Genomic DNA, 22,642 nt, shown 5'->3' with positions numbered 1-22,642 from the left:
GGGCTCAACTTCTATTCCTACCCCAATATGTTTATCGGTGGGAATAGCGGTTGAGCTTTTTTATTTCCAATAGTCAAAGGTGTTCGTCAATGTCACGTACTATTATGCTTATCCCTACAAGCGCTGGTGTTGGTCTTACTAGTGTTAGCATGGGTGTTCTTCGCGCTATGGAGCGTAAGGGCGTAAGTGTTTCTTTCTACAAGCCAATCGCTCAACCTCGTAGCGGTGGTAACCAGCCAGATTTAACCTCTACTATCATCAGCGCGAATAGCGACATTAAGATTGGTGAGCCAATCGCAATGACAAAAGCTGAAGCTTTGATCGGTAGTGAAAAAACGGATGAGCTTCTTGAATCTGTTGTTGAGCAATACAACAAAATCAACAAAGACGCTGAAGTAACGCTAATCGAAGGCCTAGTCCCTACTCGTAAGCACCCGTTTGCAAACCAAGTGAACGCAGAAATCGCAAAAACGCTTGGCGCAGAGATCGTATTCGTTGCGACTCCTGGTACTGACAACCCTACGCAACTTAAAGAGCGTATCGAAGTAGCATGTTCTAACTTCGGCGGTACTAAGAACAAGAATATCAAAGGCGTAATCATCAACAAGCTTAACGCTCCTGTTGATGAAGCTGGTCGTACTCGCCCTGACCTATCTGAAATCTTTGATGATGCAGACAGCGCTCAGCAAGCGAACCTTGAAGTAATGCAAATCTTCAACTCTAGTCCTATCCGTGTTCTTGGCTGTGTGCCATGGAGCATCGACCTAATCGCAACTCGTGCGGTTGATATGGCTAAGCACCTTAACGCTGAAATCGTTAACGAAGGTGAAATCTCAACTCGTCGTATTAAGAGCATCACTTTCTGTGCACGTTCTCTACCGCACATGATTGAGCACTTCAAGCCAGGTTCACTGCTAGTAACTTCTGCAGACCGTCCTGACGTTATCGTTGCTGCGGCTCTTGCTGCGAAAAACGGTGTTGAGATTGGCGCAATCCTACTGACTGGCGGTTACGACATTCCAGAAAGTATTGCTAACCTTTGTGCACCAGCATTCGCTTCAGGTCTACCGATCTTCAAAGCTCAAGGTAACACTTGGCAGACGTCTCTAAACCTACAGAGCTTCAACCTAGAAGTTCCTGCAGACGATAAAGAGCGTATCGAGTTCGTTAACGATCACGTTGCAAGCCACATTGATGGCCCTTGGATTGATTCTCTATCTGAAGGTACTCAAGGCATCCGTCGTCTAAGCCCACCAGCATTCCGTTACCAGCTAACTGAATTTGCTCGTAAAGCGGCTAAGCGCATCGTTCTTCCTGAAGGTGACGAGCCACGTACAGTTAAAGCTGCGGCTATCTGTGCAGAGCGCGGTATCGCAACGTGTGTACTTCTAGGTAACCCTGAAGAAATCCGTCGCGTTGCAGCACAGCAAGGTGTTGAGCTTGGCGCTGGCGTTGAGATCATCGATTCTGCATCAGTTCGCGAAAACTACGTAGCTCGTCTAGTAGAACTTCGTGGCGCTAAAGGTATGACTGAAGTTGTTGCTCGTGAGAAGCTAGAAGACTCAGTATTCCTAGGTACTATGATGCTTGAAGCTGGCGAAGTTGACGGCCTAGTTTCTGGTGCTGTTCACACAACGGCGAACACTATCGTTCCTCCGTTCCAGATCATCAAGACTGCTCCTGATGCTTCTATCGTATCTTCAATCTTCTTCATGCTTCTGCCTGATCAAGTTCTTGTATACGGTGACTGTGCGATCAACCCAGATCCAACAGCTGAACAGCTTGCTGAAATCGCTATCCAATCTGCAGATTCTGCTGCGGCATTCGGTATCGACCCACGCGTTGCTATGATCTCTTACTCTACTGGTGAATCTGGTAAAGGTGCAGACGTAGATAAAGTGCGTGAAGCAACCAAACTTGCTCAAGCGAAACGTCCTGATCTTGTGATCGACGGTCCTCTTCAGTACGACGCTGCAATCATGGAAAACGTAGCCGCTTCTAAAGCGCCTAACTCTCCAGTTGCAGGTAAAGCGACAGTATTCGTATTCCCAGACCTAAACACGGGTAACACGACTTACAAAGCGGTACAGCGTTCAGCAGATCTAGTGTCTATCGGTCCAATGCTTCAAGGTATGCGCAAGCCAGTAAATGACTTGTCTCGTGGCGCTCTAGTAGACGACATCGTTTACACAGTGGCTCTAACGGCTATCCAAGCAGACCAAGCAGCTCAAGCTGAAGAAAAAGTAATTAACTAATTTTTCTTTTGTAGAAAGCAAAAAACCCTAGATTCTTATCTAGGGTTTTTTTATATCTAACGCTTAAGGTTACTTGATGCTCTTAAGATTAATCTAACCTCGCCCATGGACTGATTCTAAGTCTAGCGCAGGTCCTTTCGGCACAACTTGGGTTGGGTTTATACCTGTATGGCTGTAATAATAGTGGCGCTTGATGTGATAAAAATCGGTCGTCTCTTTAATGCCTTCGACCTGGTAGAGCTCTTTTAAGTAGCCCTGAATATGGACGTAGTCTGAAATTCGCTGCTTATTACACTTAAAGTGCCCAACATAAACGGCATCAAATCGAACCAGAGTGGTAAACAAGCGCCAATCCGCTTCTGTAATCTCGTTACCCGCTAAATAGCGATGTTCGCTAAGGTGAGCGTCTACTTTGTCTAAGGCTTCAAATAACGCATCATACGCTTCTTCGTAGGCTTCTTGTGTCGTTGCAAAGCCCGTTCGGTACACACCGTTGTTAATGTTTGGGTAGATATAGTCATTCCACTCATCAATCTTCTTTGCCAGTTCCCACGGATAGTAATCATCGGTGTTGCCTGTCAGTTCATTAAACTCTGAGTTAAACATACGGATAATCTCAGACGACTCGTTACTCACAATGGTGTTAGTCTTTTTATCCCACAACACAGGCACCGTCACTCTACCCGAGTAGTCAGGTTTGGCTTGAGTGTAGATTTGATGCATGCGCGTATGGCCGAACAGAGGTTCAGGTAACCCCATTTGCCAACCATCACTCATCATGTCTGGGCAAACAACCGTCACGTCAATGTGATCGGTTAGGTCTTTAAGCTCTCGGAAGATAAGGGTGCGGTGCGCCCAAGGGCAAGCCAATGATACGTACAAGTGATAACGGCCGCTTTCAGGCTGAAACTGCGCGGACGCTTTATTCTCTACCCAGTGACGAAAGCCTGCATCTTCACGAACAAACTTGCCACCGCTTTCTTTGGTGTCGTACCACACATCGTGCCAAACACCTTCAACTAACTTGCCCATATCCAAACCTCTGTCATCCAAAATTTTTTATACCAATCACAGTAAGTAAATGTTCAGAAATAGCGCAGAGAAAAGGCTTGAGAACAAGGAAGAATTTTTCTGTTAGTAGTTATTCTACAATCAAAAATTCTAACGCCGTTATCGAGCGTTTTAACAAGCTAGGATGAGCAGTTATTTACTACGATTGGTATTAGTATAAAAAAAGCCAACTTTTTCTAAACTAGAAGAAGTTGGCTTAGTTGTTCAAATTATTTGATGAAGCTTATTTAATATGGAACTTTAGACACAAAAAAAGCGCGACTCTAATAACTAGTCGCGCTTAAGCCTGTCACAGGCTGAACCGTTTTAAATAGGCTCTAGACTTGTACGTGCAAGCAAGATACTGCGTGAACGTCATCGCCTTGAATAGTTGGCTTAGTTTGCGCACAAGCCTCTGTTGCTTGTGGGCAACGTGTACGGAACACACAACCTGACGGTGGATTGATTGGTGAAGGTAAATCGCCTTCCAACATCTGAATCGTTTTGTTGCGCTCTAGACGAGGATCTGGAATCGGAACTGCAGACATCAACGCTTTGGTGTACGGGTGCTTAGGGTCAGAGAACAAGGCGTCTGATTCACCAAGCTCTACCGCGTTACCTAGGTACATCACCAAGACACGGTCAGAGATGTGTTTAACCACTGACAAATCGTGCGCGATGAATACCAAAGACAAACCTAACTCTTTTTGTAGCTCCTTAAGAAGGTTAACTACTTGAGCTTGGATAGATACATCCAGTGCAGAAACAGGTTCATCACAGATGATCATCTTAGGTTTCAAGATAAGCGCACGTGCAATACCAATACGCTGACACTGACCACCAGAGAATTCATGTGGGTAACGGTTGATTACGTTTGGTAATAGGCCAACCTTTGCCATCATCTCTTTAACTCTGTCCTTTACTTCTTGTTTAGAAAGTTCAGGGAAGAAAGTCTCTAGAGGCTCAGCAATGATATCGCCTACTGACATACGTGGGTTAAGCGACGCTAGCGGGTCTTGGAAGATCATCTGAATCTCTTTACGAGTCTCACGACGCTTCACTTCCTGCATCTTAGTTAGGTCTTGACCTAACCACATCACTTGCCCTTCAGTCGCTTCAACCAAACCGATAATTGCGCGTGCAAAAGTCGACTTACCACAACCAGACTCACCTACCACACCTAGCGTTTCGCCTTCGTAAAGATGAACATCAACACCATCGACTGCTTTAAGGTTTGATGGTTTCGCCCAAGGCCAAGCAGACTTAGCCGCAATGCTAAAGTGAACTTTTAGGTCTTTAATATCTAATAGTAATTCTTTACTCATTTTGTCCAAGTCTCCCAGTCTGAAAAACAAGCACGCTGACGGTCTTTAGCAAATGGCTGCAAAATCGGTGCTTCTTGCTTACAACGGTCCATTACACGGTGACAACGGTCTTGGTAAGGACAACCTGTTGGTAGGCGAAGTAAGTTAGGTGGGTTACCTGGAATCGTCGGTAGAATTTCACCTTCGGTATCCAAACGAGGAATTGCTTTAAGCAGGCCTTCCGCATAAGGGTGGCTTGGCTCGTAGAAGATTTCATCAACCGTGCCATATTCCATTGTACGACCTGCGTACATCACCAGTACTTTGTCACATGAGCCAGCAACAACACCCAAATCATGGGTGATCATGATGATTGCCGTATTGAACTCATCTTTAAGTTCGTTCAGCAATTCCATAATTTGCGCTTGAATGGTTACATCCAGTGCCGTTGTTGGTTCATCAGCGATAAGCAATTTAGGGCGACACAGCAGTGCCATTGCGATCATCACACGCTGACGCATACCGCCCGAAAACTCGTGCGGGTACATAGTGATGCGCTTGCGTGCTTCAGGGATTTTCACCGCTTCCAGCATACGAACTGATTCTTCGAACGCTTCTGCTTTACCCATGCCTTTATGCAGCATCAGTACTTCCATCAGCTGATCACATACTTTCATGTAAGGATTCAGTGACGTCATTGGATCTTGGAAGATCATCGCGATCTGTTCAGCACGTACTTTGTTCAGCTCTTTTTCAGGCAGGTTAAGAATTTCATTGCCTTCAAACTTTGCGCTACCTGAGATGATGCCGTTCTTAGCCAGCAGCCCCATCAGTGCAAATACCGTTTGTGATTTACCTGAACCCGACTCACCAACAATACCCAGCGTTTCGCCTTGGTTAAGTGAGAAGTTCAAGTCGTTTACTGCGGTTACGATACCATCTTGCGTGGTAAATTCGACGCGCAGATCTTTGACATCTAATAAGCTCATCATTGCTTCCTTCAATCTTTTATAGCTTTTGTATTTTTATTTGCTATTTCTTTATCTGTCTTTTGGATCAAGCGCGTCGCGCAGACCATCACCTACGTAGTTAAAGCAGAACAGCGTAACTACCATGAATGCCGCTGGGAATGCCAATTGCCAAATAGCAACTTCCATTGTTTGCGAGCCTTCTTGTAATAGCGCGCCCCAACTTGTCATAGGCTCTTGAACACCAAGACCAAGGAAAGATAAGAATGATTCAGTAAGGATCATGCTCGGAATAAGTAGCGTCGAGTAAACCGCAACAATACCCAATACATTCGGTACGATATGACGTGTAATGATCTTCCATTTACTTACACCACATACGTGAGCAGCCTCGATGAATTCTTTGCTACGTAGACTCAACGTTTGACCACGTACGATTCGTGCCATATCGAGCCAAGCAATAGCACCGATAGCAACAAAGATAAGTACAATATTACGACCAAAGAATGTTACCAGTACGATCACAAGGAACATGAATGGTACTGCGTACAAGATCTCTAGGATACGCATCATCACTCGGTCAGTACGACCGCCAATGAAACCTGAAGCTGCACCGTAAAGCGTACCAATCAGTACCGCTACAAATGCGCCCATCACACCAACCATCAGAGAAATACGGCCGCCAATCATTGTACGAACGTATAAGTCACGACCTAAACTGTCGGTACCAAACCAGTGATCCGCATTTGGGCCTACGTGCATTGCGTACCAGTCAGTATCATCGTAAGCATGCTGCGCCAACATAGGTAAGAAGATTACCGAAAGCACCATGATAATTAGAATGAACAGACTGATCATTGCCGCTTTGTTGCGCATAAAACGAATACGCGCATCTTGCCACAAACTACGACCTTCAATTTCCAAATTCTCAGAGAATTTTTCGATCGCTTCTAAGTTTTCTTTTTTCTTCAACATAACCATGCGTCCCTGCTAGTAGCGAATTTTCGGGTCAATAAGCGCTAGTAAAATATCAACGATAGCGTTGAACAAGATGAATAGGAAACCAATCAAAATGGTTACACCCATTACTAACGAGTAGTCACGGTTAAACGCGGCGTTAACAAACAGCTTACCGATTCCCGGTAGACCAAAGATGGTTTCAACAACAACTGAACCTGTGATGATACCTACGAACGCAGGTCCCATGTATGACACAACAGGTAGCATTGCTGGCTTAAGCGCATGTTTAAGAACGATATAACGGTAACTTAGACCTTTAGCACGAGCAGTACGGATAAAGTTACTGTTTAACGTTTCAATCATGCTACCGCGAGTGATACGAGCAAAGGTTGCTACATATAGAAGAGACATCGCAATAACAGGTAGCACGATGTACACGAAGGTGCCGCCATGCCAACCACCTGCTGGGAATATATTCCAGTGCAGGGAGAAAAGGTAAATAAGCGCTGGTGCCAACACGAAGGATGGCATCACCACCCCGAGCATGGCTGTCGACATTATGGTGTAGTCGACCCAGGTATTGTGCTTCAACGCGGCTATAGTGCCGACGGTGACCCCCATAATTAGCGTAAAGATAAAGGCAACGAAGCCTACCTTCGCAGATACTGGAAGTGCTACAGCAATCAGCTCATTTACTGTGTAATCTTGATATTTGAAAGATGGACCAAAATCACCCTGAAGGATGTTGGTTAAGTACGTGGTGTACTGTTCAAATACTGGTTTATCTAAGCCGTATTTAGCTTCGATGTTAGCCATAACTTCTGGCGGTAATGGACGCTCGCTTGAAAACGGGTTACCCGGTGCGAAACGCATGAGAAAGAAAGATATAGTGATCAACACCAACATCGTTGGAATCGCTTCAAATATCCTTTTCATAATGAATTTAAGCATAAACTCACTCTTTCAGTCTGTGACAATTAAAATTAGAAAGACGCTACATGCGCGTATTACGCATGTAGTGTCTGTATCGTTATAGTTATATTAACTTTTAGAATCGAAGCTTATTGAGCCTTGATGTATAAGTCTTTCGAGAAGATCTTATCTTCCGCGTTATTAGTAGGGAAGCCACCAACGTGCGGATTTAGTAGACGTGATTTCACGTATTGGTAGATAGGTGCGATAGGCATATCGTTAGCCATTAGCGCCTCAGCTTCAAGGTAAAGTGCTTTACGCTCTTCTTCTGAAGTCGAGTTCAGTGCTTTATCAATGATTTGATCGTAAGCCGCGCTGTCGTAGTGAACACCACCGGTAGTGTTGTTACTCTTCATTAGCGTTAGGAATGACGACGCTTCATTGTAGTCACCACACCAACCAGCACGAGCTACTTCGAAGTCACCAGAATCTTTAGAAGATAGGTAAGTTTTCCACTCTTGGTTTTCAAGTGTAACTTTAAGACCCAGTGTTTTCTTCCACATAGAACCTAGTGCTACAGCAATCTTCTTGTGGTTTTCAGAAGTGTTGTACAGTAGGTTGAAGTTTAGTGGATTGTCTTTGCCGTAGCCCGCTTCTTCAAGAAGACGTGCCGCTTCTACGTTACGTTCTTTTTGAGACATTGTACCGTACTGAGGAAGCTCAGGATCGAAGCCCGCCGTGATTTCAGGCGTCAGGAAATATGCTGGTTTTTGACCTTGCGCTAAGATAGCGCCAGTCACGATGTCACGGTCAATTGCGTAAGAGATAGCCTTACGTACGCGAACGTCATCAAATGGAGCTTTCTTCGTGTTGAAGATGTAGTAGTAAGTACACAAGTTACCAGCTACAGATACGTCTTCTGCGTGCTCTTTCTTAAGACGCTTGAAGTGCTCAGTTGGAAGTTCATTTGTGAAGTCGATTTCACCAGATAAGAAACGGTTCATTTCCGCAACTTGGTTTTCGATTGGTAGGAAGGTTACTTTGTTTAGAACAGTTTTGTCGTTGTTCCAGTATTGGTCGTTACGCTTTAGAACTAGACGTTCGTTAACAACCCACTTATCAACAGAGAATGCGCCGTTACCTACGAAGTTACCCGGCTTGGTCCATTGGTCACCGAATTTTTCAACAGTTGCTTTGTGTACTGGCTTCACTGTTGTGTGGCCCATCATCATTACGAAGTATGGTACCGCTGTTTCTAATTCAACAACAAGTGTGTTTGCATCTACAGCTTTAACGCCTAGCTCACTCTTGTCTTTCTTACCCGCTACGATGTCTTTCGCATTCACCATCTTGGTATATTCCATGTACCAAGCGTATGGAGAAGCAGTGGCAGGATCAACTGCACGTTTCCAGCTGTAAACGAAATCTTCAGCTGTTACAGGATCGCCGTTAGACCATTTTGCATCTTTGCGTAGATGGAAAGTGAATGTTTTGTTGTCTGTCGTTTCCCAGCTCTCAGCAACACCAGGGATAGTATTACCTTCACCGTCCTGGTTCACTAGACCTTCTAGAAGATCACGAATTACGTGAGATTCTGGTACACCTTGAGATTTGTGTGGGTCGATAGTCGCAACTTCAGTACCGTTACCGCGAACAAGTTCCTGAACTTTTGCTAGTTCTGTACCTGCTGGAACTTCAGCAGCGATAGAAAGAGTAGAAGTGGCAGCCACTGCCAAACCAGCACCTAGAAGAAGGGCCTGAGTGATTTTATTCTTGTACATTTAATAAACTCCAAGTTTTTCGTATTGCATCCATGACTTCTTTGCTAAGTTCACTGAACGGCAGTGATTTAGATTTATTTAGCTTAAAATATAAGCATAAAAATCTAAAACCTTACAAAGATTGAGGCACACACTATCAACCATTGAAGTAATTTGCCATAAACAAGTCGCAAAAAATCGGATAATTCTCCGAAATACTCAAGGTATCAGTGTAAATATCTAATAAAATCCTAATGAATAGTGAGTTACACATAGGGATTTATTAAATAACAGCCTTTAGTGTTGATGTATCTGTGTTGATACTTTTTTTTAGCATCTTATGCTAGAACACCTTTGATAAGTTAACATTAATGCCACATTAAATCTAAGTGCACATCACATATCCCCTAAATAGACTGTACTATTTGTGAGGATTATCACTTTATACAAAACAGCATAATGCACTGCACCAAAACAGATGCAGAGCTGCACCAGTACAGAAAAAATAAGCCAAAGAATTTATATGCAACTCGAATGATTAATCATTTAATAAACACCCTATTTTTTATAAATGACTTTGTTGCACGCACAAAAAAACCGACGTTCAACGTCGGCTTTATTACCTAAGTCCTAACCTGAAATGCGTTATCACGTTAAGGACGAAACATTATGTGGGATAATTTACTTTTTCCAGCGCTCTGCAGCTTTGGTATCAGAATCGCGAGAATCAACCCAGCGAGTTGTTTCAGTGGTACGTTCTTTTTTCCAAAACGGCGCTTTGGTTTTGAGGAAGTCCATAACAAACTCGCACGCTTCGAAGGCAGCCCCTCGGTGCGCACTGGATACACCAACGTAAACAATCTGGTCACCGATATCTAGGTCACCAACACGGTGAATCACTCGCATCTTCTGAATAGGCCAGCGCGCTTCAGCTTGATCACAGATCTCGCTCAGCGACTTCTCTGTCATACCCGGATAGTGCTCTAGAGACAAACCAATCACGTTGTCGCCAAGGTTCATGTCGCGAACTTTACCAACAAACGTCACTACCGCTCCTGCAGCTGTGCCTTGAGCTAGATAATCGTATTCGTCACCCACAGAAAAATCTTCTGCCGTAACTAGTACTCTTGGATCAATAACTCGAGAGTCGTTCATGGCTAACCTCCAGTAACCGGTGGGAAGAAAGCCACTTCATCGCCGTCTTTCACTTCAGTTGTCAAAGGTACGATTGATTGGTTAAGCGCAGCCAGAAGTTTGCCCTCCTCCAATGCGATATCCCATTTGCCTTCTTGTGTTACAAGGTGGCTGCGAATCGCTTCAATAGTATTGAATTGTGCATCGACTTCTAGGCTATCGACACCGACAAGTTCACGAGTTTGAGCAAAGAACAGTACAGTAATCATGATTCCACCTTGAAGTGACCAGATTTACCACCCGTCTTCTCTAACAGGCGTACATTTTCGATAACAATGTCTTTTTGAACGGCTTTACACATATCGTAAATCGTTAGCGCAGCAACAGAAGCAGCCGTAAGCGCTTCCATCTCAACGCCCGTCTTACCCGCAAGTTTACAAACAGATTCAATGCGAACCTTGTTTTCAGACTCGATAGCTTCTAGCTGCACTTCGACTTTAGTTAGTAGTAGAGGGTGACACAGTGGAATCAAGTCCCACGTTTTCTTAGCCGCTTGGATGCCAGCAATACGTGCCGTCGCAAAAACATCACCCTTATGGTGGCTACCAGAAACAATCAGTTCTAGCGTTTCAGCTGACATTTGAACGAAAGCTTCCGCTCTCGCTTCGCGTACAGTTTCCGCTTTAGCCGATACATCGACCATGTTCGCTTCGCCAGACGCGTTAATGTGGGTAAATTGGCTCATGCTCAAACCACCTTATACAGAAAGATGTGGCATGAAGTTACAAGGACGGTGGCTAGCATCCATCTGTTGCTTGATGATCTTAGTCCAACCTGTACGGCACGCACCTGTAGAACCTGGCATCGCAAAGATAACCGTGTGGTTAGCAAAACCCGCGATTGCACGCGATTGAATCGTCGAAGTACCAATCTCTTCGTAAGACACTTGGCGGAATAGCTCACCAAAGCCTTCTACTTCTTTGTCGAACAGTGGCTTAAGTGCTTCTGGGGTGCTATCACGAGAAGTAAAACCCGTACCACCAGTGATCATGATCGCTTGGACGCTGTCATCAGCAATCCACTGAGATACGATCGCACGGATCTTGTACATGTCATCGATAACAATTTGCTTATCAACCACGTTGTGACCAGCTTTCTTAGCATGCTCAGCTAGGTAACCACCTGACGTGTCATTTTCTTCTGTACGAGTATCTGAAACCGTTAGTACTGCAATGTTCGCTGCTTGAAATTTGCTTTCTGCGTGACCCATTTGTTCACCTATATAAATTTTTCATTAGACTGATTCGCCCAGCTTAAAGAAGCTGAGCGATAAAATGCTTTAGAGTATATAGCGGGTTAACCGCCGATTGACGCCAAATTTGGAGTCATGCCGCTGTTGCCATCATGTAAGAAGTGACTAACGGACTTGGTTTGAAGCTGAGCCTGAATTCGATCAATGAGCTCTTGCTCTTGTTGATCTTCTTGAATCAGATCTCTCAGTTCAACACCGTGGTCGCCAAACAGACATAGGTGAAGTTTACCGGTCGCAGAAACACGCAGTCGGTTACAACTCTCACAAAAGTCTTTCTCGTAAGGCATGATCAAACCAATTTCACCCTTGTAGTCTGGGTGGACAAACACTTGCGCCGGGCCATCGTTAACAGCTTTGACTTTTAACAGCCAACCATTAGCAATAAGCTGGTTGCGGATCGCAACGCCAGACACATGGTGTTTATCGAACAACTCGTCCATCTCGCCGGTTTTCATCAGCTCGATAAAACGTAATTGAATAGGTTTGTCTTTAATCCAATTAAGGAAGGCTGGTAATTCCTGACTATTGAGGTCTTTCATCAATACGACGTTGACTTTGACTTGTTCAAAGCCAACCTCAAACGCTTTATCAATACCTCGCATAACCTCAGTAAACTTGTTCTCACCAGTGATCTGATGGAACATGCGCGAATCTAAGCTATCCACGCTCACGTTTATATGGGTTAAACCAGCATCACGCCATTGCCCTACTTGTTTCTCCATGCGGTAGCCATTCGTTGTGGTGGCTACTTTTTCAATGCCTGGAGTAGAAGCAACGGTATGTATGATTTCAGGAAAGTCTTTACGCAGACTCGGCTCTCCGCCAGTAATGCGGATCTTTGAGGTACCACAATCAGCAAACGCTTTAACAACGCGTTTGATCTCAGGAACACTTAAAAAAGACGAGTTTTTTTGCCCTGACGGTTTATAACCATCTGGCAAGCAGTAAGTACATTTAAAGTTACAGACGTCTGTAACCGACAAGCGCAAGTAATAAAACTTGCGATGGAATCTATCTTCGAATTGTTGCGCCACGGAACACCTTTCCAAACACGGGAGGCATAATCATTTCCAATTAAGCCCTTGTGACAACATGTCACTGGCTCTTGATGCGTATCGGTACAGCAAATACCACTGTGCGACTTAGCATGCGAGAGCTCGGAGTTATGGCAACTGCACTTTATATTCACACGCGCAGTAGCTGAGTAATAAAATACTTAATATTTGTACGTGAATCTAGCTTTGATGACAAAAAACGAGTCACATCGGCAAAAAAAACGTATCAAACCCTCAAAATAACTCTTGTTGAGTATCTGACGAGAAGCATTTAACCTAAATTATAGTTGGTAATAATCTAACAAGAACAAAAAATGAATATTTACTCTTCAAAGAAAGTTGTCGCAATTGGTGGTGGTCACGGCTTAGGTCGTATGCTTGCGGCATTAAAAGACTTTGGTAGCAACGCGACAGGCATTGTTGCAACCACAGATAACGGTGGATCAACCGGGCGTATTCGAGATTGCCAAGGTGGTATCGCTTGGGGTGATACTCGTAACTGTATCAACCAACTAATCACCGAGCCTTCGATCAGTTCGATGATGTTCGAATACCGCTTTCGCGGTCAAGGTGAACTCGATGGTCACAACCTCGGTAACCTAATGCTGACTGCACTAGACAACCTTTCTGTTCGCCCATTGGAAGCGATCAACCTGATTCGTAACATGCTTAAAGTCGATGTGAATATTGTGCCAATGACGGAACATCCTTCCGATCTCACTGCTTTGTCAATGGACGGCCGTTGGGTTACGGGTGAAACCAACGTTGATGACATGACAGAAAAACTGCGCATGATGGACTTGTCTCCAGAAGTTCCTGCGACCAGAGAAGCCGTTGCAGCTGTCGAACAAGCAGACTGTATCGTGCTTGGCCCGGGAAGTTTTCTAACCAGTGTTATGCCGCCCCTTCTACTGCCAGAAATTGGTAAAGCGATCGCTGATAATACTAAAGCCAAGGTTATCTTCGTTGAAAACCTGTCGCCAGAGCATGGACCTGCTGGGAAAATGACGCTACAAGAGCAATTGGAGTGGTGTGAGCGTACCTGTAAGGCAAGAAAAATTGATATTGTATTAGGTAACGCGCCCCATCCGGAACTTGAAGGGCTTTGGAATTGCGTGACTACTGACCTTGCCTCGCCAAATAGAGATTGGCGACACGACCGTTTAAAACTCCAACAAGCAATTAGGGATCAGTTGGTTTAACTCGGTTTTCTGAATCTATTTACCAAACAAAAACAAAAAGGAGCACGATGCTCCTTTTTAAGTTCATTGATGACTGACCACTTTAGTGATAATTGACCGCGTTAAAGCTCTGTCATTAACTGCTGGTACTCTTGGTAGGTGGATAACAAAATATCCTGCATACCTTGAAAGTCGACCTCTGTCATTGGCAGCGCTTGTTTCACTTTTGCATCTAGGCTAATCGCAAAACTACACAAAGAGTCCGCTCCAAAGCTCGCAGCACTACTCTTAAGTGCATGGCTAATATCCGCTAAATACTTAGATGTGTCTGACTCTTTATTTAGCTCTAAATGTTCGTAGTATCCCTTCAGTTCACCTAAAAATATTTCCAGTAACACTGGGACATTCTCTTGCCCTATTTCACCGGCAAGCTCATCAACTTTTTGCTGATTTAATATTATCATCATTGCTCTTTTCTTATTATTTGGTGATTACTGCTTCGCATTCCATGTTTGCAATTTTCGGTATATCGTCGATGGACTGACATCCAAGAAACCTGCCGCGCGAGGAACGTTACCGTCACACGCTTTGATGGCCTGTTCGATAGCCGTTTTCTCAGTGATCCACAATGGGAAAATATCTTTTACCGTGATGTCTTCGTTCTGCTTCTCTTTTAAACGGAGACTGTTTTCAATTGGTTGGTTCAATGGCGGTGGAAGCATATTGAGAGTAATCTCTTTACCATTATTCAGTACCACTACATTTCGCAACACATTTTGTAACTGACGAACGTTCCCCGGCCACTCATATTGATTAAAGCGATCGAGTACTTCTTCAGCAAAACGTACGAACGCCTTGCCTTCTTCGACAGACATATAACCCAGCAATGAATATGCAATTTCGATGACATCTTCACCACGCTCACGCAATGGCGGCAAATGCAATGGAATCACATATAAACGGTAGTACAGATCTTCTCTAAAGCGACCTTCTTGAACTTCTTTCCAAGGGTCGCGGTTCGTTGCACATACGAAACGAACATCCACACTCTTCATCTTCGAAGAGCCGACTTTTTGAAAGGTGCCAGTTTGAATGAAGCGGAGTAGCTTAGTTTGCAGCTCTAAGTCCATTTCGCACAATTCATCGAGGAACAGGGTTCCACCATCTGCAAGTTCAGCCGCGCCTTGTCGATCCGTTGCCGCCCCAGTAAAGGCCCCTTTAACGTGACCAAACAGTTCACTCTCAATCAAATCTTTAGGAATCGCTGCACAGTTGATCGCGATAAATGGCTTATCACCACGCTTACTCGCAGCGTGAATGGCTTCAGCACATACCTCTTTACCGGTACCACTTTCACCTGTGATGAAAATACTGGCTTTGCTCGATGCGGCAGAATCGATCGTTCGGTAAACCTGCTGCATGGTTTGACTACTGCCAATAAAGCCTTGATAGTTCTGATTTCCTGGATGTTCCGAGCTATTTTTAAGTTTAGTGGCTTTGCGGATCGCATTGTTCACCGTAATACGAAGTCGGTCGGCTTCACACGGCTTGATAAGGAAATCTTGGGAACCATGTCGCATGGCTTCTACTGCGGTATCAATAGAGCCGTGAGCAGTCATGAAGATAACCGGAACTTCCGGATATTTTTGTTTTACAGCAAACAGTACATCCATACCCGTCATATCGGGCAGGCGTAGATCTAATAAAATGAGGTCTGGGATTCGATGGTTCAAACTCTCGATTGCATCGCGGCCAGTACCAACAATGTTAATATCAATTTCGAGCGGTGTAAGATACGATCGATACAACGCTGCTACCGACGCGGTATCTTCTACCATTAACAAATACTTCGATTTGTTATCTAACGTTTTTGATTGCATATCCTAGCCATTTATAATTTGCATTTCTTATTATAATCGCATTCCGCTTTGCATTATGCAAATTAACCACACTATTTATACTGTGTTCGTTTGCTTGCTTCAAACAATCAATGTGTTATCTATGTGGCACGAACGATGCAGTTATCTAACTGACCTTCGGGTCACCTAGCCAACTGACGTTGTTAGTGGACTTTGTGTCCACAGACGTAAGCCAGTAGAACATTTACTACTGGCTGTTTTTTGTCTGAAACACTCTCAATTCTTGTGCTGAAGGGATCAACTTCTTGAGTGGAAAGTGAGATTAGCTGTTGGTAATAAACTGCTTTCTTAGCTGCTCAATTTCATCACGCTTTTGTGCGGCCAATTCAAATTCTAGATTCTGAGCATGCTGATACATCGCAGCTTCTAGCTTGCTGATCTCTTTATCAAGCTGTTGTGGAGTCAGTACGACATAACTTTCAGAAGGCTCTGCCACCTTAGATAGAGGAACTTGCTTCGATTGGCGCTGCTGCTTCGACTTGGTTAGATCACCCAACTCCATAATGTCTTTGATATTACGTTTAAGTGCTTGCGGCGTAATACCTTGCTCTTCGTTATAGGCCTGCTGTTTCTCTCTACGGCGGTCGGTTTCATCAATCGCCTTTCTCATCGACTTAGTAATCGAGTCACCATATAGAATTGCTCGACCTTCCAAATTACGAGCTGCACGGCCAATGGTCTGTATCAAAGAACGCTCAGAACGTAAGAAGCCCTCTTTATCAGCATCAAGAATCGCCACCAGCGATACTTCCGGCATATCCAAACCTTCTCGAAGTAAGTTAATGCCCACTAACACGTCAAACTCGCCCAAACGTAGGTCTCTGATAATTTCTACGCGTTCAACGGTATCGATATCAGAGTGCAAGTAACGAACTTTAACGCCATGCTCACTCAGGTATTCAGTTAAGTCCTCTGCCATTCGCTTAGTTAGCGTCGTGACAAGTACACGCTCTTCTTTCACTGAACGTATTCTGATTTCAGACAATAGGTCATCAACCTGAGTCGCGACAGGCCTTACTTCAATAATTGGGTCTAACAAACCAGTAGGACGCACCACTTGATCAGCAATCTCACCGTCTGATTTTTCGATTTCGTAATTGCCTGGCGTGGCCGACACAAAAATTGTTTGCGGGGCTATAGACTCAAATTCTTCAAACTTCATTGGACGGTTATCCAATGCCGAAGGCAGACGGAAACCAAATTCAACCAAGGTTTCTTTACGAGAGCGGTCACCTTTATACATCGCACCAATTTGCGGCACGGTCACGTGTGACTCATCGATAATCAACAGACCATCATCAGGCAAGTAATCAAATAACGTCGGAGGCGCTTCCCCTTCAGCACGGCCACTCAAGTATCGTGAATAGTTTTCGATACCAGAACAGAAGCCAAGCTCGGTCATCATCTCGATATCAAACTGAGTTCTTTGAGAGATACGCTGTTCTTCTAGAAGCTTATTATTGTCTTTTAAATATTGAGCTCTATCACGCAACTCATCCTTAATCTTCTCAATCGCTTCAAGGATTTTCTCTCGTGGAGTTACATAGTGCGTTTTTGGATAAACCGTAAAGCGAGGCAGGTCTCTTTGCTTAACCGCACCAGTTAGTGGGTCAAAGATACTGATGCAATCCACTTCATCATCGAACATTTCAATTCGCACGGCATCTTGGTCAGATTCAGCCGGGAAGATATCAATCACTTCACCACGCACGCGAAACTGACCTCGTTCAAATGCGACGTCGTTTCTTGAATATTGTAGCTCCGCCAAACGGCGCAAAATATCACGCTGATCCATAACCTCACCACGACTCAAGTGAAGCATCATTTTCAAATACGATTTAGGATCACCAAGACCATAGATAGCCGATACAGAAGCTACAATGATGGCGTCTTTTCGCTCTAATAAGGCCTTGGTCGCCGAAAGTCTCATCTGCTCGATATGAGCATTCACCGACGCATCTTTCTCAATGAACGTATCTGTGGTTGGTACATACGCTTCAGGCTGGTAGTAATCGTAGTAAGAAACGAAGTATTCAACGGCATTATTTGGAAAGAATGACTTCATCTCACCATAAAGTTGAGCTGCCAACGTTTTGTTAGGCGCTAACAAGATTGCTGGTCTTTGAGATTGAGAAATGACGTTGGCAAGCGTAAAGGTTTTACCCGAGCCCGTTACCCCTAATAGAGTTTGATGTGCCAAACCAGAATCTAGTCCATCTAGTAATTTGGTAATCGCCGTCGGCTGGTCACCGGACGGACTGTAGTCCGATACCAAGTCAAAGAGTTTACTCATAGGTCGCCATTTCCATACTGTTTATTTAATCAGGTCATTGTCACTCTAGGAGGAGTGTCGTTGCAACTATTATCTAGAGAAATGCATCTTAAGATTAGATATCAGTTATAGCTTTTATTTTTGGAACTTGGTATTATCCGTGCCCCTGCAAGATCTCTTCAGCTAAATTACTCGATTTTTAATCCACTACTTTTCCCCAAAAAATCTAAAAATAGCACTTGTTTTACTGTTTATTTTATAATCTTAAAAAGTTATACAATCGTAATGTTTCGATATAAAACTTTTAAATACATCACGTTACCGCAGATTTTAACATTTTCAGATTTATCCCAATTATTGTTGTTAAAGTTTCACGCACATACTTATCCACAATTTTGGTGGATAACTAAAGCAAAGCTAAATCTGATAAGGCGTTCAAGAAAGTAAAGTTTTTTATCTTATTTTTTTCTGCTATTTTTTATTGACAGAAAATAGGAGTCTTATTAGAATTCGCGTCGCTAACAAGCAATTCCCCTTTAGTTCAGTTGGTAGAACGGCGGACTGTTAATCCGTATGTCGCAAGTTCAAGTCTTGCAAGGGGAGCCAAATTCAGAAAAAAGCTCAATCGAAAGATTGGGCTTTTTTCGTATATAACTGCGACTAACTTGTTCCAAGTTAATATCACACCCGAATCGTCGGACCGTGCTACCCGCCCGCGTTTAAGTCTCGACAAGGGGGCCAAATTTAAAGAAGCCGCATCACTCGATGCGGCTTTTTGCGTTTTAACGTACTCACTTTCCTAAAAGCCCTCTAAGCAACCGAGCAACAGCCTTGAGTTAGCAACAATCAATTGACTCAAAAGTTCGCTATTTACTTCAATCAATTTCGACCTTTTGGCCGAAGACAAAAGTGAAATCACTGAGTACTCAAATGATCAGACAAAGATCATTGTGATATACCGCTGCACGCTCACACCATCAAAATCTATGTCTATACTTACTGCAGCTTTGGTAATCAATCGATTACCTGATGTTTTTTTCACCAAGTGTCTAAATCCCTAGTGATCCTTGGTTGTTATTAGGTGAGCAAAACAGGATAATATCGGGATCGGAATCTCAAGAATTAATCCATTATGACCGAATACCTTTTGTTGTTGGTTGGCACAGTGCTAGTCAATAACTTTGTGCTAGTGAAGTTTTTAGGGCTATGTCCATTTATGGGCGTCTCCAAGAAGTTGGAGACTGCAATTGGCATGGGCCTCGCGACGACTTTCGTTCTGACGTTAGCGTCGGTATCTGCATACCTAGTAGAAACCTACATCCTTACCCCTCTGGGTATTGAATACTTGCGTACCATGAGCTTTATCTTGGTTATCGCGGTGGTTGTTCAATTTACGGAAATGGTCGTTCACAAAACTAGCCCTACCCTTTATCGCCTATTGGGTATCTTTCTGCCGCTTATCACCACCAACTGTGCGGTATTAGGTGTGGCACTTCTGAACATCAATGAAAACCACAACTTCATTCAGTCGATCATCTATGGTTTTGGCGCAGCGGTGGGTTTCTCTCTTGTATTGATCCTATTTGCTGCAATGCGTGAACGTATTGCGGTTGCTGATGTTCCAATGCCATTTAAAGGCGCGTCGATTGCGATGATCACAGCTGGCCTAATGTCTCTGGCATTTATGGGCTTTACTGGGTTGGTGAAATAAGCATGAGTACCATTTTAATTGCGATCATTGCACTCGCCGCTTTAGCCGCTATTTTTGGCGCTATTTTGGGCTTTGCTTCTATCCGTTTTAAAGTTGAAGCCGATCCGATCGTCGATCAAATCGACACTATTTTACCGCAAACTCAATGTGGCCAGTGTGGCTACCCTGGTTGTCGCCCATACGCGGAGGCGATCGCGAACGGAGACAAGATCAACAAGTGTCCTCCAGGCGGCCAAGCAACCATTGAGAAGCTCGCAGACTTAATGGGCGTAGAAGTTGAAGACTCCGCTCATGACTTAGATAACAAAGTAAAAACCGTTGCCTTCATTCATGAAGATATGTGTATCGGCTGTACCAAGTGTATTCAAGCCTGCCCTGTTGACGCCATTGTTGGTGGCACCAAGGCACTCCACACAGTAATCAAAGATGAATGTACAGGTTGTGATCTATGTGTCGCACCGTGCCCTACTGACTGTATCGAAATGATTCCAGTGGCAACAACGACTGAAAATTGGAAATGGCAGATGAACATCATTCCTGTTACTGATATCACTAACCAAGCAACTGATGCGACCGCGTCAGAGCCTAAGGCATAGGGTTAGTATGATCTCTTTAATTGAACAAATTCGCACGGGCTCTATTTGGAACTTCCCGGGCGGTGTGCACCCTGCTGAAAACAAGAAACAGTCGAATACTACTGACATCGTGCATGCAAGGCTCCCAGAAGAAATCGTTCTTCCAGTGAAACAGCATATAGGTAAGCCTGGTAACTTATTGGTTACTGTCGGTGATGCCGTACTCAAAGGTCAGCAACTTACTGCCTTAGAGACTGGTTTTACTTTGCCAGTACATGCGCCAACATCGGGTGTGATTACCGCTATCGAACCACGAACCACCGCTCACCCTTCTGGCTTGAGCGACGTGTGCGTGGTTATTAAACCTGATGGCTTAGACGCTTGGATTGAAAAAAATCCAGTTGAAGATTTCTCGACAAAGACCTCTGACGAACTGCTTGATGTGATTCGCCAAGCTGGTATTTCAGGCATGGGCGGCGCAGGCTTCCCTACGGCTAAGAAGCTTCAATCAGGCTTAGGTCGTACCGACATTTTGATCGTCAATGCTGCGGAATGTGAACCTTACATCACCTCTGATGACAAGTTGCTTCAAGAACATGCCGACGAAGTATTAAAAGGCATCGAAGTGGTTGAACACATTCTTCAACCAAAGCTGACGGTTATCGGCATTGAAGACAACAAACCAGATGCGATAAAAGCACTTGAGATTGCTGCGAGAGACAAAGATATCGTCATTCGTGTTATCCCAACTAAATACCCTTCTGGTGGTGAGAAGCAGCTTATCAAGATTCTCACCAACAAAGAGGTCCCAGCTGGCGGCATCCCTGCAGACATTGGTGTTTTGGTTCAGAACGTCGGCTCTCTTTACTCGATTAAGCGAGCGGTAATTGACGGCGAACCTGTGGTTAACCGCGTTGTGACATTAACCGGTAAAACCTTTAAGCAACCTCGTAACGTTTGGGCGCTATTAGGCACACCAGTACATGAGTTACTTGAAGAGTTTGGCTACAAAGCCGATAAAAAACTGCCGCGTTTGATTTTGGGCGGCCCGATGATGGGCTTTACCTTGCCGCATGCCAATGTGCCAATCACCAAAACGTCGAACTGTATTTTAGCGCCAACGCGTCGTGAGATTTCACCAAGCACTTACGAGATGGAATGTATTCGTTGCAGCGCGTGTGCTGAAGCTTGTCCTGCGTCTCTACTTCCTCAACAACTGCAATGGCACGCCAAAGCCAACGAGTTGGATAAGTGTGAAGAACTGAATATTAAAGACTGTATTGAATGCGGTGCTTGTGCATTTGTCTGCCCAAGTGAAATTCCTCTTGTTCAGTACTACCGCCAAGCAAAAGCTGAGATCAAAACTCGAAAAGATGAAGCCGCTGCAGCAGAGCGCGCCAAGATTCGTTTCGAAGAGAAAAACGCTCGTATGGAGCGCGACAAAGCAGAACGTGAAAACCGCTTTAAGAAAGCAGCTGACAACCGTCGTAAAGACATGAAATCAGCCGACGGTGACGATGCAATTGCTGCGGCGATTGCGCGTGTTAAGGCACAAAAAGCGACAGCAGACCAAGCTCCTAATGCGGAACCAGCGGTGAAACCTGCGGTTGCGGCTGCGATTGCCAAGGCAAAAGCAAAACAAGCTGCGGCTCAGAAAGCGGATAGCGCTGAACCAGACAATTCTGAAATGTCGAAACTGCGTGAAGAACGTAAACGACAAGCTCGAGAGCGCAAGGCACAACAAGCAGCAACTGATGCTCCTGCAGAAAAATCAGGTGACGCTAAGAAAGACGCGGTTGCTGCGGCTATTGCTCGCGCTAAAGCCAAGAAGGCTCTACAAGTGGAATCTTCTACTCAAACAGAAAGCGAGGCTCCAGTTGCAAGTACTGGCGACGCTAAGAAAGATGCTGTCGCTGCGGCCATTGCTCGCGCTAAAGCCAAGAAAGCTCAACAAGCGGAATCAGCTACTCAAACCGAAAGTGAAGCTCCAGCTGAAAGTACTGGCGACGCTAAGAAAGATGCTGTTGCTGCAGCTATCGCTCGTGCTAAAGCAAAGAAAGCTCAACAAGCAGAATCAGCTACTCAAACCGCAAGTGAGGCTCCGGCTGAAAGTACTGGCGATGCCAAGAAAGATGCTGTCGCTGCTGCAATAGCTCGCGCTAAAGCAAAGAAAGCACAACAAGCTGAATCAGCTACTCTAACCGAAAGTGAAGCTCCGGTTAAAAGTTCTGGCGATGCTAAAAAAGATGCTGTCGCTGCCGCAATAGCTCGCGC

Annotated in this window: 19 protein-coding genes, 1 tRNA gene and 1 riboswitch; of the genes, 6 read left to right on the top strand and 14 right to left on the bottom strand. The window is 44.5% G+C overall.

Translation table 11 applies throughout. The features are described 5' to 3' along the window. Nucleotides 1–89 precede the first annotated feature (89 nt). On the top strand, nt 90–2,255 hold the full coding sequence (gene pta / locus AB4513_RS23965) for a phosphate acetyltransferase (RefSeq protein ID WP_009848632.1): 2,166 nt from the start codon (nt 90–92) through the stop codon (nt 2,253–2,255). 93 nt (nt 2,256–2,348) lie between these two features. Here pta and AB4513_RS23960 read toward each other — a convergent pair whose 3' ends face one another. The 11 genes from AB4513_RS23960 to moaA form a co-directional block, all read right to left on the bottom strand. Further along, on the bottom strand, nt 2,349–3,287 hold the full coding sequence (locus tag AB4513_RS23960; RefSeq protein WP_009848633.1) for a glutathione S-transferase family protein: 939 nt from the start codon (nt 3,285–3,287) through the stop codon (nt 2,349–2,351). Nucleotides 3,288–3,643: 356 nt separating this feature from the next. Next, complete coding sequence (gene oppF, locus AB4513_RS23955) at nt 3,644–4,630, bottom strand: murein tripeptide/oligopeptide ABC transporter ATP binding protein OppF (RefSeq protein ID WP_009848634.1); 987 nt, start codon at nt 4,628–4,630, stop codon at nt 3,644–3,646. Next, nucleotides 4,627–5,598 (bottom strand): ABC transporter ATP-binding protein, encoded by a 972-nt coding sequence (locus AB4513_RS23950; protein ID WP_009848635.1) that lies wholly within the window; start codon nt 5,596–5,598, stop codon nt 4,627–4,629. The genes oppF and AB4513_RS23950 overlap by 4 nt, the downstream gene beginning before the upstream one ends. Nucleotides 5,599–5,649: 51 nt before the next feature. Further along, nucleotides 5,650–6,552 carry an oligopeptide ABC transporter permease OppC gene (oppC, locus tag AB4513_RS23945; RefSeq protein WP_009848636.1) on the bottom strand — a complete coding sequence of 301 codons (903 nt, stop codon included), beginning with the start codon at nt 6,550–6,552 and terminating at the stop codon, nt 5,650–5,652. Between the two features lie 15 nt (nt 6,553–6,567). Beyond that, nucleotides 6,568–7,488, bottom strand: a complete 921-nt coding sequence (gene oppB / locus AB4513_RS23940; RefSeq protein WP_009848637.1) for an oligopeptide ABC transporter permease OppB — start codon at nt 7,486–7,488, stop codon at nt 6,568–6,570. A gap of 110 nt (nt 7,489–7,598) precedes the next feature. Next, the gene (locus AB4513_RS23935) at nt 7,599–9,230 is read right to left on the bottom strand and encodes an ABC transporter substrate-binding protein (RefSeq protein ID WP_009848638.1); all 1,632 of its coding nucleotides are present in this window, start codon (nt 9,228–9,230) and stop codon (nt 7,599–7,601) included. Nucleotides 9,231–9,890: 660 nt separating this feature from the next. Continuing rightward, nucleotides 9,891–10,364 (bottom strand): molybdopterin synthase catalytic subunit MoaE, encoded by a 474-nt coding sequence (gene moaE, locus AB4513_RS23930; protein ID WP_009848639.1) that lies wholly within the window; start codon nt 10,362–10,364, stop codon nt 9,891–9,893. Between the two features lie 2 nt (nt 10,365–10,366). Beyond that, nucleotides 10,367–10,612, bottom strand: coding sequence for a molybdopterin synthase sulfur carrier subunit (moaD, locus tag AB4513_RS23925; protein WP_009848640.1), 246 nt, complete (start codon nt 10,610–10,612; stop codon nt 10,367–10,369). Further along, nucleotides 10,609–11,088, bottom strand: a complete 480-nt coding sequence (gene moaC / locus AB4513_RS23920; protein ID WP_004734026.1) for a cyclic pyranopterin monophosphate synthase MoaC — start codon at nt 11,086–11,088, stop codon at nt 10,609–10,611. The genes moaD and moaC overlap by 4 nt, the downstream gene beginning before the upstream one ends. A 12-nt stretch (nt 11,089–11,100) precedes the next feature. Then, entirely contained in the window at nt 11,101–11,613 is a 513-nt protein-coding gene (moaB, locus tag AB4513_RS23915) for a molybdenum cofactor biosynthesis protein B (protein WP_009848641.1), read from the bottom strand. A gap of 86 nt (nt 11,614–11,699) precedes the next feature. Continuing rightward, nucleotides 11,700–12,689: a GTP 3',8-cyclase MoaA gene (moaA, locus tag AB4513_RS23910; protein WP_009848642.1), complete on the bottom strand. Its 990-nt coding sequence runs from the start codon at nt 12,687–12,689 to the stop codon at nt 11,700–11,702. Continuing rightward, a riboswitch (molybdenum cofactor riboswitch) is annotated at nt 12,678–12,830 on the bottom strand. It overlaps the preceding gene by 12 nt. Nucleotides 12,831–13,024: 194 nt before the next feature. Here moaA and AB4513_RS23905 point away from each other — a divergent pair. Beyond that, nucleotides 13,025–13,912 carry a YvcK family protein gene (locus tag AB4513_RS23905; protein ID WP_009848643.1) on the top strand — a complete coding sequence of 296 codons (888 nt, stop codon included), beginning with the start codon at nt 13,025–13,027 and terminating at the stop codon, nt 13,910–13,912. Between the two features lie 101 nt (nt 13,913–14,013). On the opposite strand, the gene luxU is transcribed toward AB4513_RS23905, so the two are convergent. From luxU to uvrB, 3 genes are all read right to left on the bottom strand, one after another. Then, a complete protein-coding gene (gene luxU / locus AB4513_RS23900; protein ID WP_009848644.1) occupies nt 14,014–14,358 on the bottom strand; it encodes a quorum-sensing phosphorelay protein LuxU in 345 nt (114 codons plus the stop codon). Between the two features lie 24 nt (nt 14,359–14,382). Continuing rightward, nucleotides 14,383–15,771: a quorum-sensing sigma-54 dependent transcriptional regulator LuxO gene (gene luxO, locus AB4513_RS23895; protein WP_009848645.1), complete on the bottom strand. Its 1,389-nt coding sequence runs from the start codon at nt 15,769–15,771 to the stop codon at nt 14,383–14,385. Nucleotides 15,772–16,072: 301 nt separating this feature from the next. Further along, nucleotides 16,073–18,103 carry an excinuclease ABC subunit UvrB gene (uvrB, locus tag AB4513_RS23890; protein WP_009848646.1) on the bottom strand — a complete coding sequence of 677 codons (2,031 nt, stop codon included), beginning with the start codon at nt 18,101–18,103 and terminating at the stop codon, nt 16,073–16,075. 509 nt (nt 18,104–18,612) lie between these two features. Between uvrB and AB4513_RS23885 the strand changes: the two genes are divergently transcribed. From AB4513_RS23885 to rsxC, 4 genes are all read left to right on the top strand, one after another. Beyond that, nucleotides 18,613–18,688: transfer RNA gene (locus tag AB4513_RS23885), tRNA-Asn, on the top strand. Between the two features lie 526 nt (nt 18,689–19,214). Next, the gene (gene rsxA, locus AB4513_RS23880) at nt 19,215–19,793 is read left to right on the top strand and encodes an electron transport complex subunit RsxA (protein ID WP_004734039.1); all 579 of its coding nucleotides are present in this window, start codon (nt 19,215–19,217) and stop codon (nt 19,791–19,793) included. A 2-nt stretch (nt 19,794–19,795) separates the two neighbouring features. After that, nucleotides 19,796–20,389: an electron transport complex subunit RsxB gene (gene rsxB / locus AB4513_RS23875; RefSeq protein WP_009848647.1), complete on the top strand. Its 594-nt coding sequence runs from the start codon at nt 19,796–19,798 to the stop codon at nt 20,387–20,389. Nucleotides 20,390–20,396: 7 nt separating this feature from the next. Further along, nucleotides 20,397–22,642 (top strand): electron transport complex subunit RsxC (rsxC, locus tag AB4513_RS23870; RefSeq protein ID WP_372193444.1); only part of this gene is annotated, 2,246 nt, incomplete at its 3' end.

This window comes from Vibrio sp. 10N.222.54.E6 (assembly GCF_041473955.1).
GTDB classification, from domain to species: domain Bacteria; phylum Pseudomonadota; class Gammaproteobacteria; order Enterobacterales; family Vibrionaceae; genus Vibrio; species Vibrio tasmaniensis_A.
This window is presented reverse-complemented; position numbering and strand designations above follow the sequence as displayed.

Coding starts and splice junctions, on each gene's coding strand:
- rsxB (WP_009848647.1), top strand. CDS start 19,796: ATGAGTACCATTTTAATTGCGATCATTGCACTCGCCGCTTTAGCCGCT.
- rsxA (WP_004734039.1), top strand. CDS start 19,215: ATGACCGAATACCTTTTGTTGTTGGTTGGCACAGTGCTAGTCAATAAC.
- pta (WP_009848632.1), top strand. CDS start 90: ATGTCACGTACTATTATGCTTATCCCTACAAGCGCTGGTGTTGGTCTT.
- AB4513_RS23935 (WP_009848638.1), bottom strand. CDS start 9,230: ATGTACAAGAATAAAATCACTCAGGCCCTTCTTCTAGGTGCTGGTTTG.
- oppF (WP_009848634.1), bottom strand. CDS start 4,630: ATGAGTAAAGAATTACTATTAGATATTAAAGACCTAAAAGTTCACTTT.
- oppB (WP_009848637.1), bottom strand. CDS start 7,488: ATGCTTAAATTCATTATGAAAAGGATATTTGAAGCGATTCCAACGATG.
- moaD (WP_009848640.1), bottom strand. CDS start 10,612: ATGATTACTGTACTGTTCTTTGCTCAAACTCGTGAACTTGTCGGTGTC.
- AB4513_RS23960 (WP_009848633.1), bottom strand. CDS start 3,287: ATGGGCAAGTTAGTTGAAGGTGTTTGGCACGATGTGTGGTACGACACC.
- AB4513_RS23905 (WP_009848643.1), top strand. CDS start 13,025: ATGAATATTTACTCTTCAAAGAAAGTTGTCGCAATTGGTGGTGGTCAC.
- luxU (WP_009848644.1), bottom strand. CDS start 14,358: ATGATGATAATATTAAATCAGCAAAAAGTTGATGAGCTTGCCGGTGAA.
- moaE (WP_009848639.1), bottom strand. CDS start 10,364: ATGAACGACTCTCGAGTTATTGATCCAAGAGTACTAGTTACGGCAGAA.
- moaB (WP_009848641.1), bottom strand. CDS start 11,613: ATGGGTCACGCAGAAAGCAAATTTCAAGCAGCGAACATTGCAGTACTA.
- uvrB (WP_009848646.1), bottom strand. CDS start 18,103: ATGAGTAAACTCTTTGACTTGGTATCGGACTACAGTCCGTCCGGTGAC.
- AB4513_RS23950 (WP_009848635.1), bottom strand. CDS start 5,598: ATGAGCTTATTAGATGTCAAAGATCTGCGCGTCGAATTTACCACGCAA.
- oppC (WP_009848636.1), bottom strand. CDS start 6,552: ATGTTGAAGAAAAAAGAAAACTTAGAAGCGATCGAAAAATTCTCTGAG.
- luxO (WP_009848645.1), bottom strand. CDS start 15,771: ATGCAATCAAAAACGTTAGATAACAAATCGAAGTATTTGTTAATGGTA.
- moaC (WP_004734026.1), bottom strand. CDS start 11,088: ATGAGCCAATTTACCCACATTAACGCGTCTGGCGAAGCGAACATGGTC.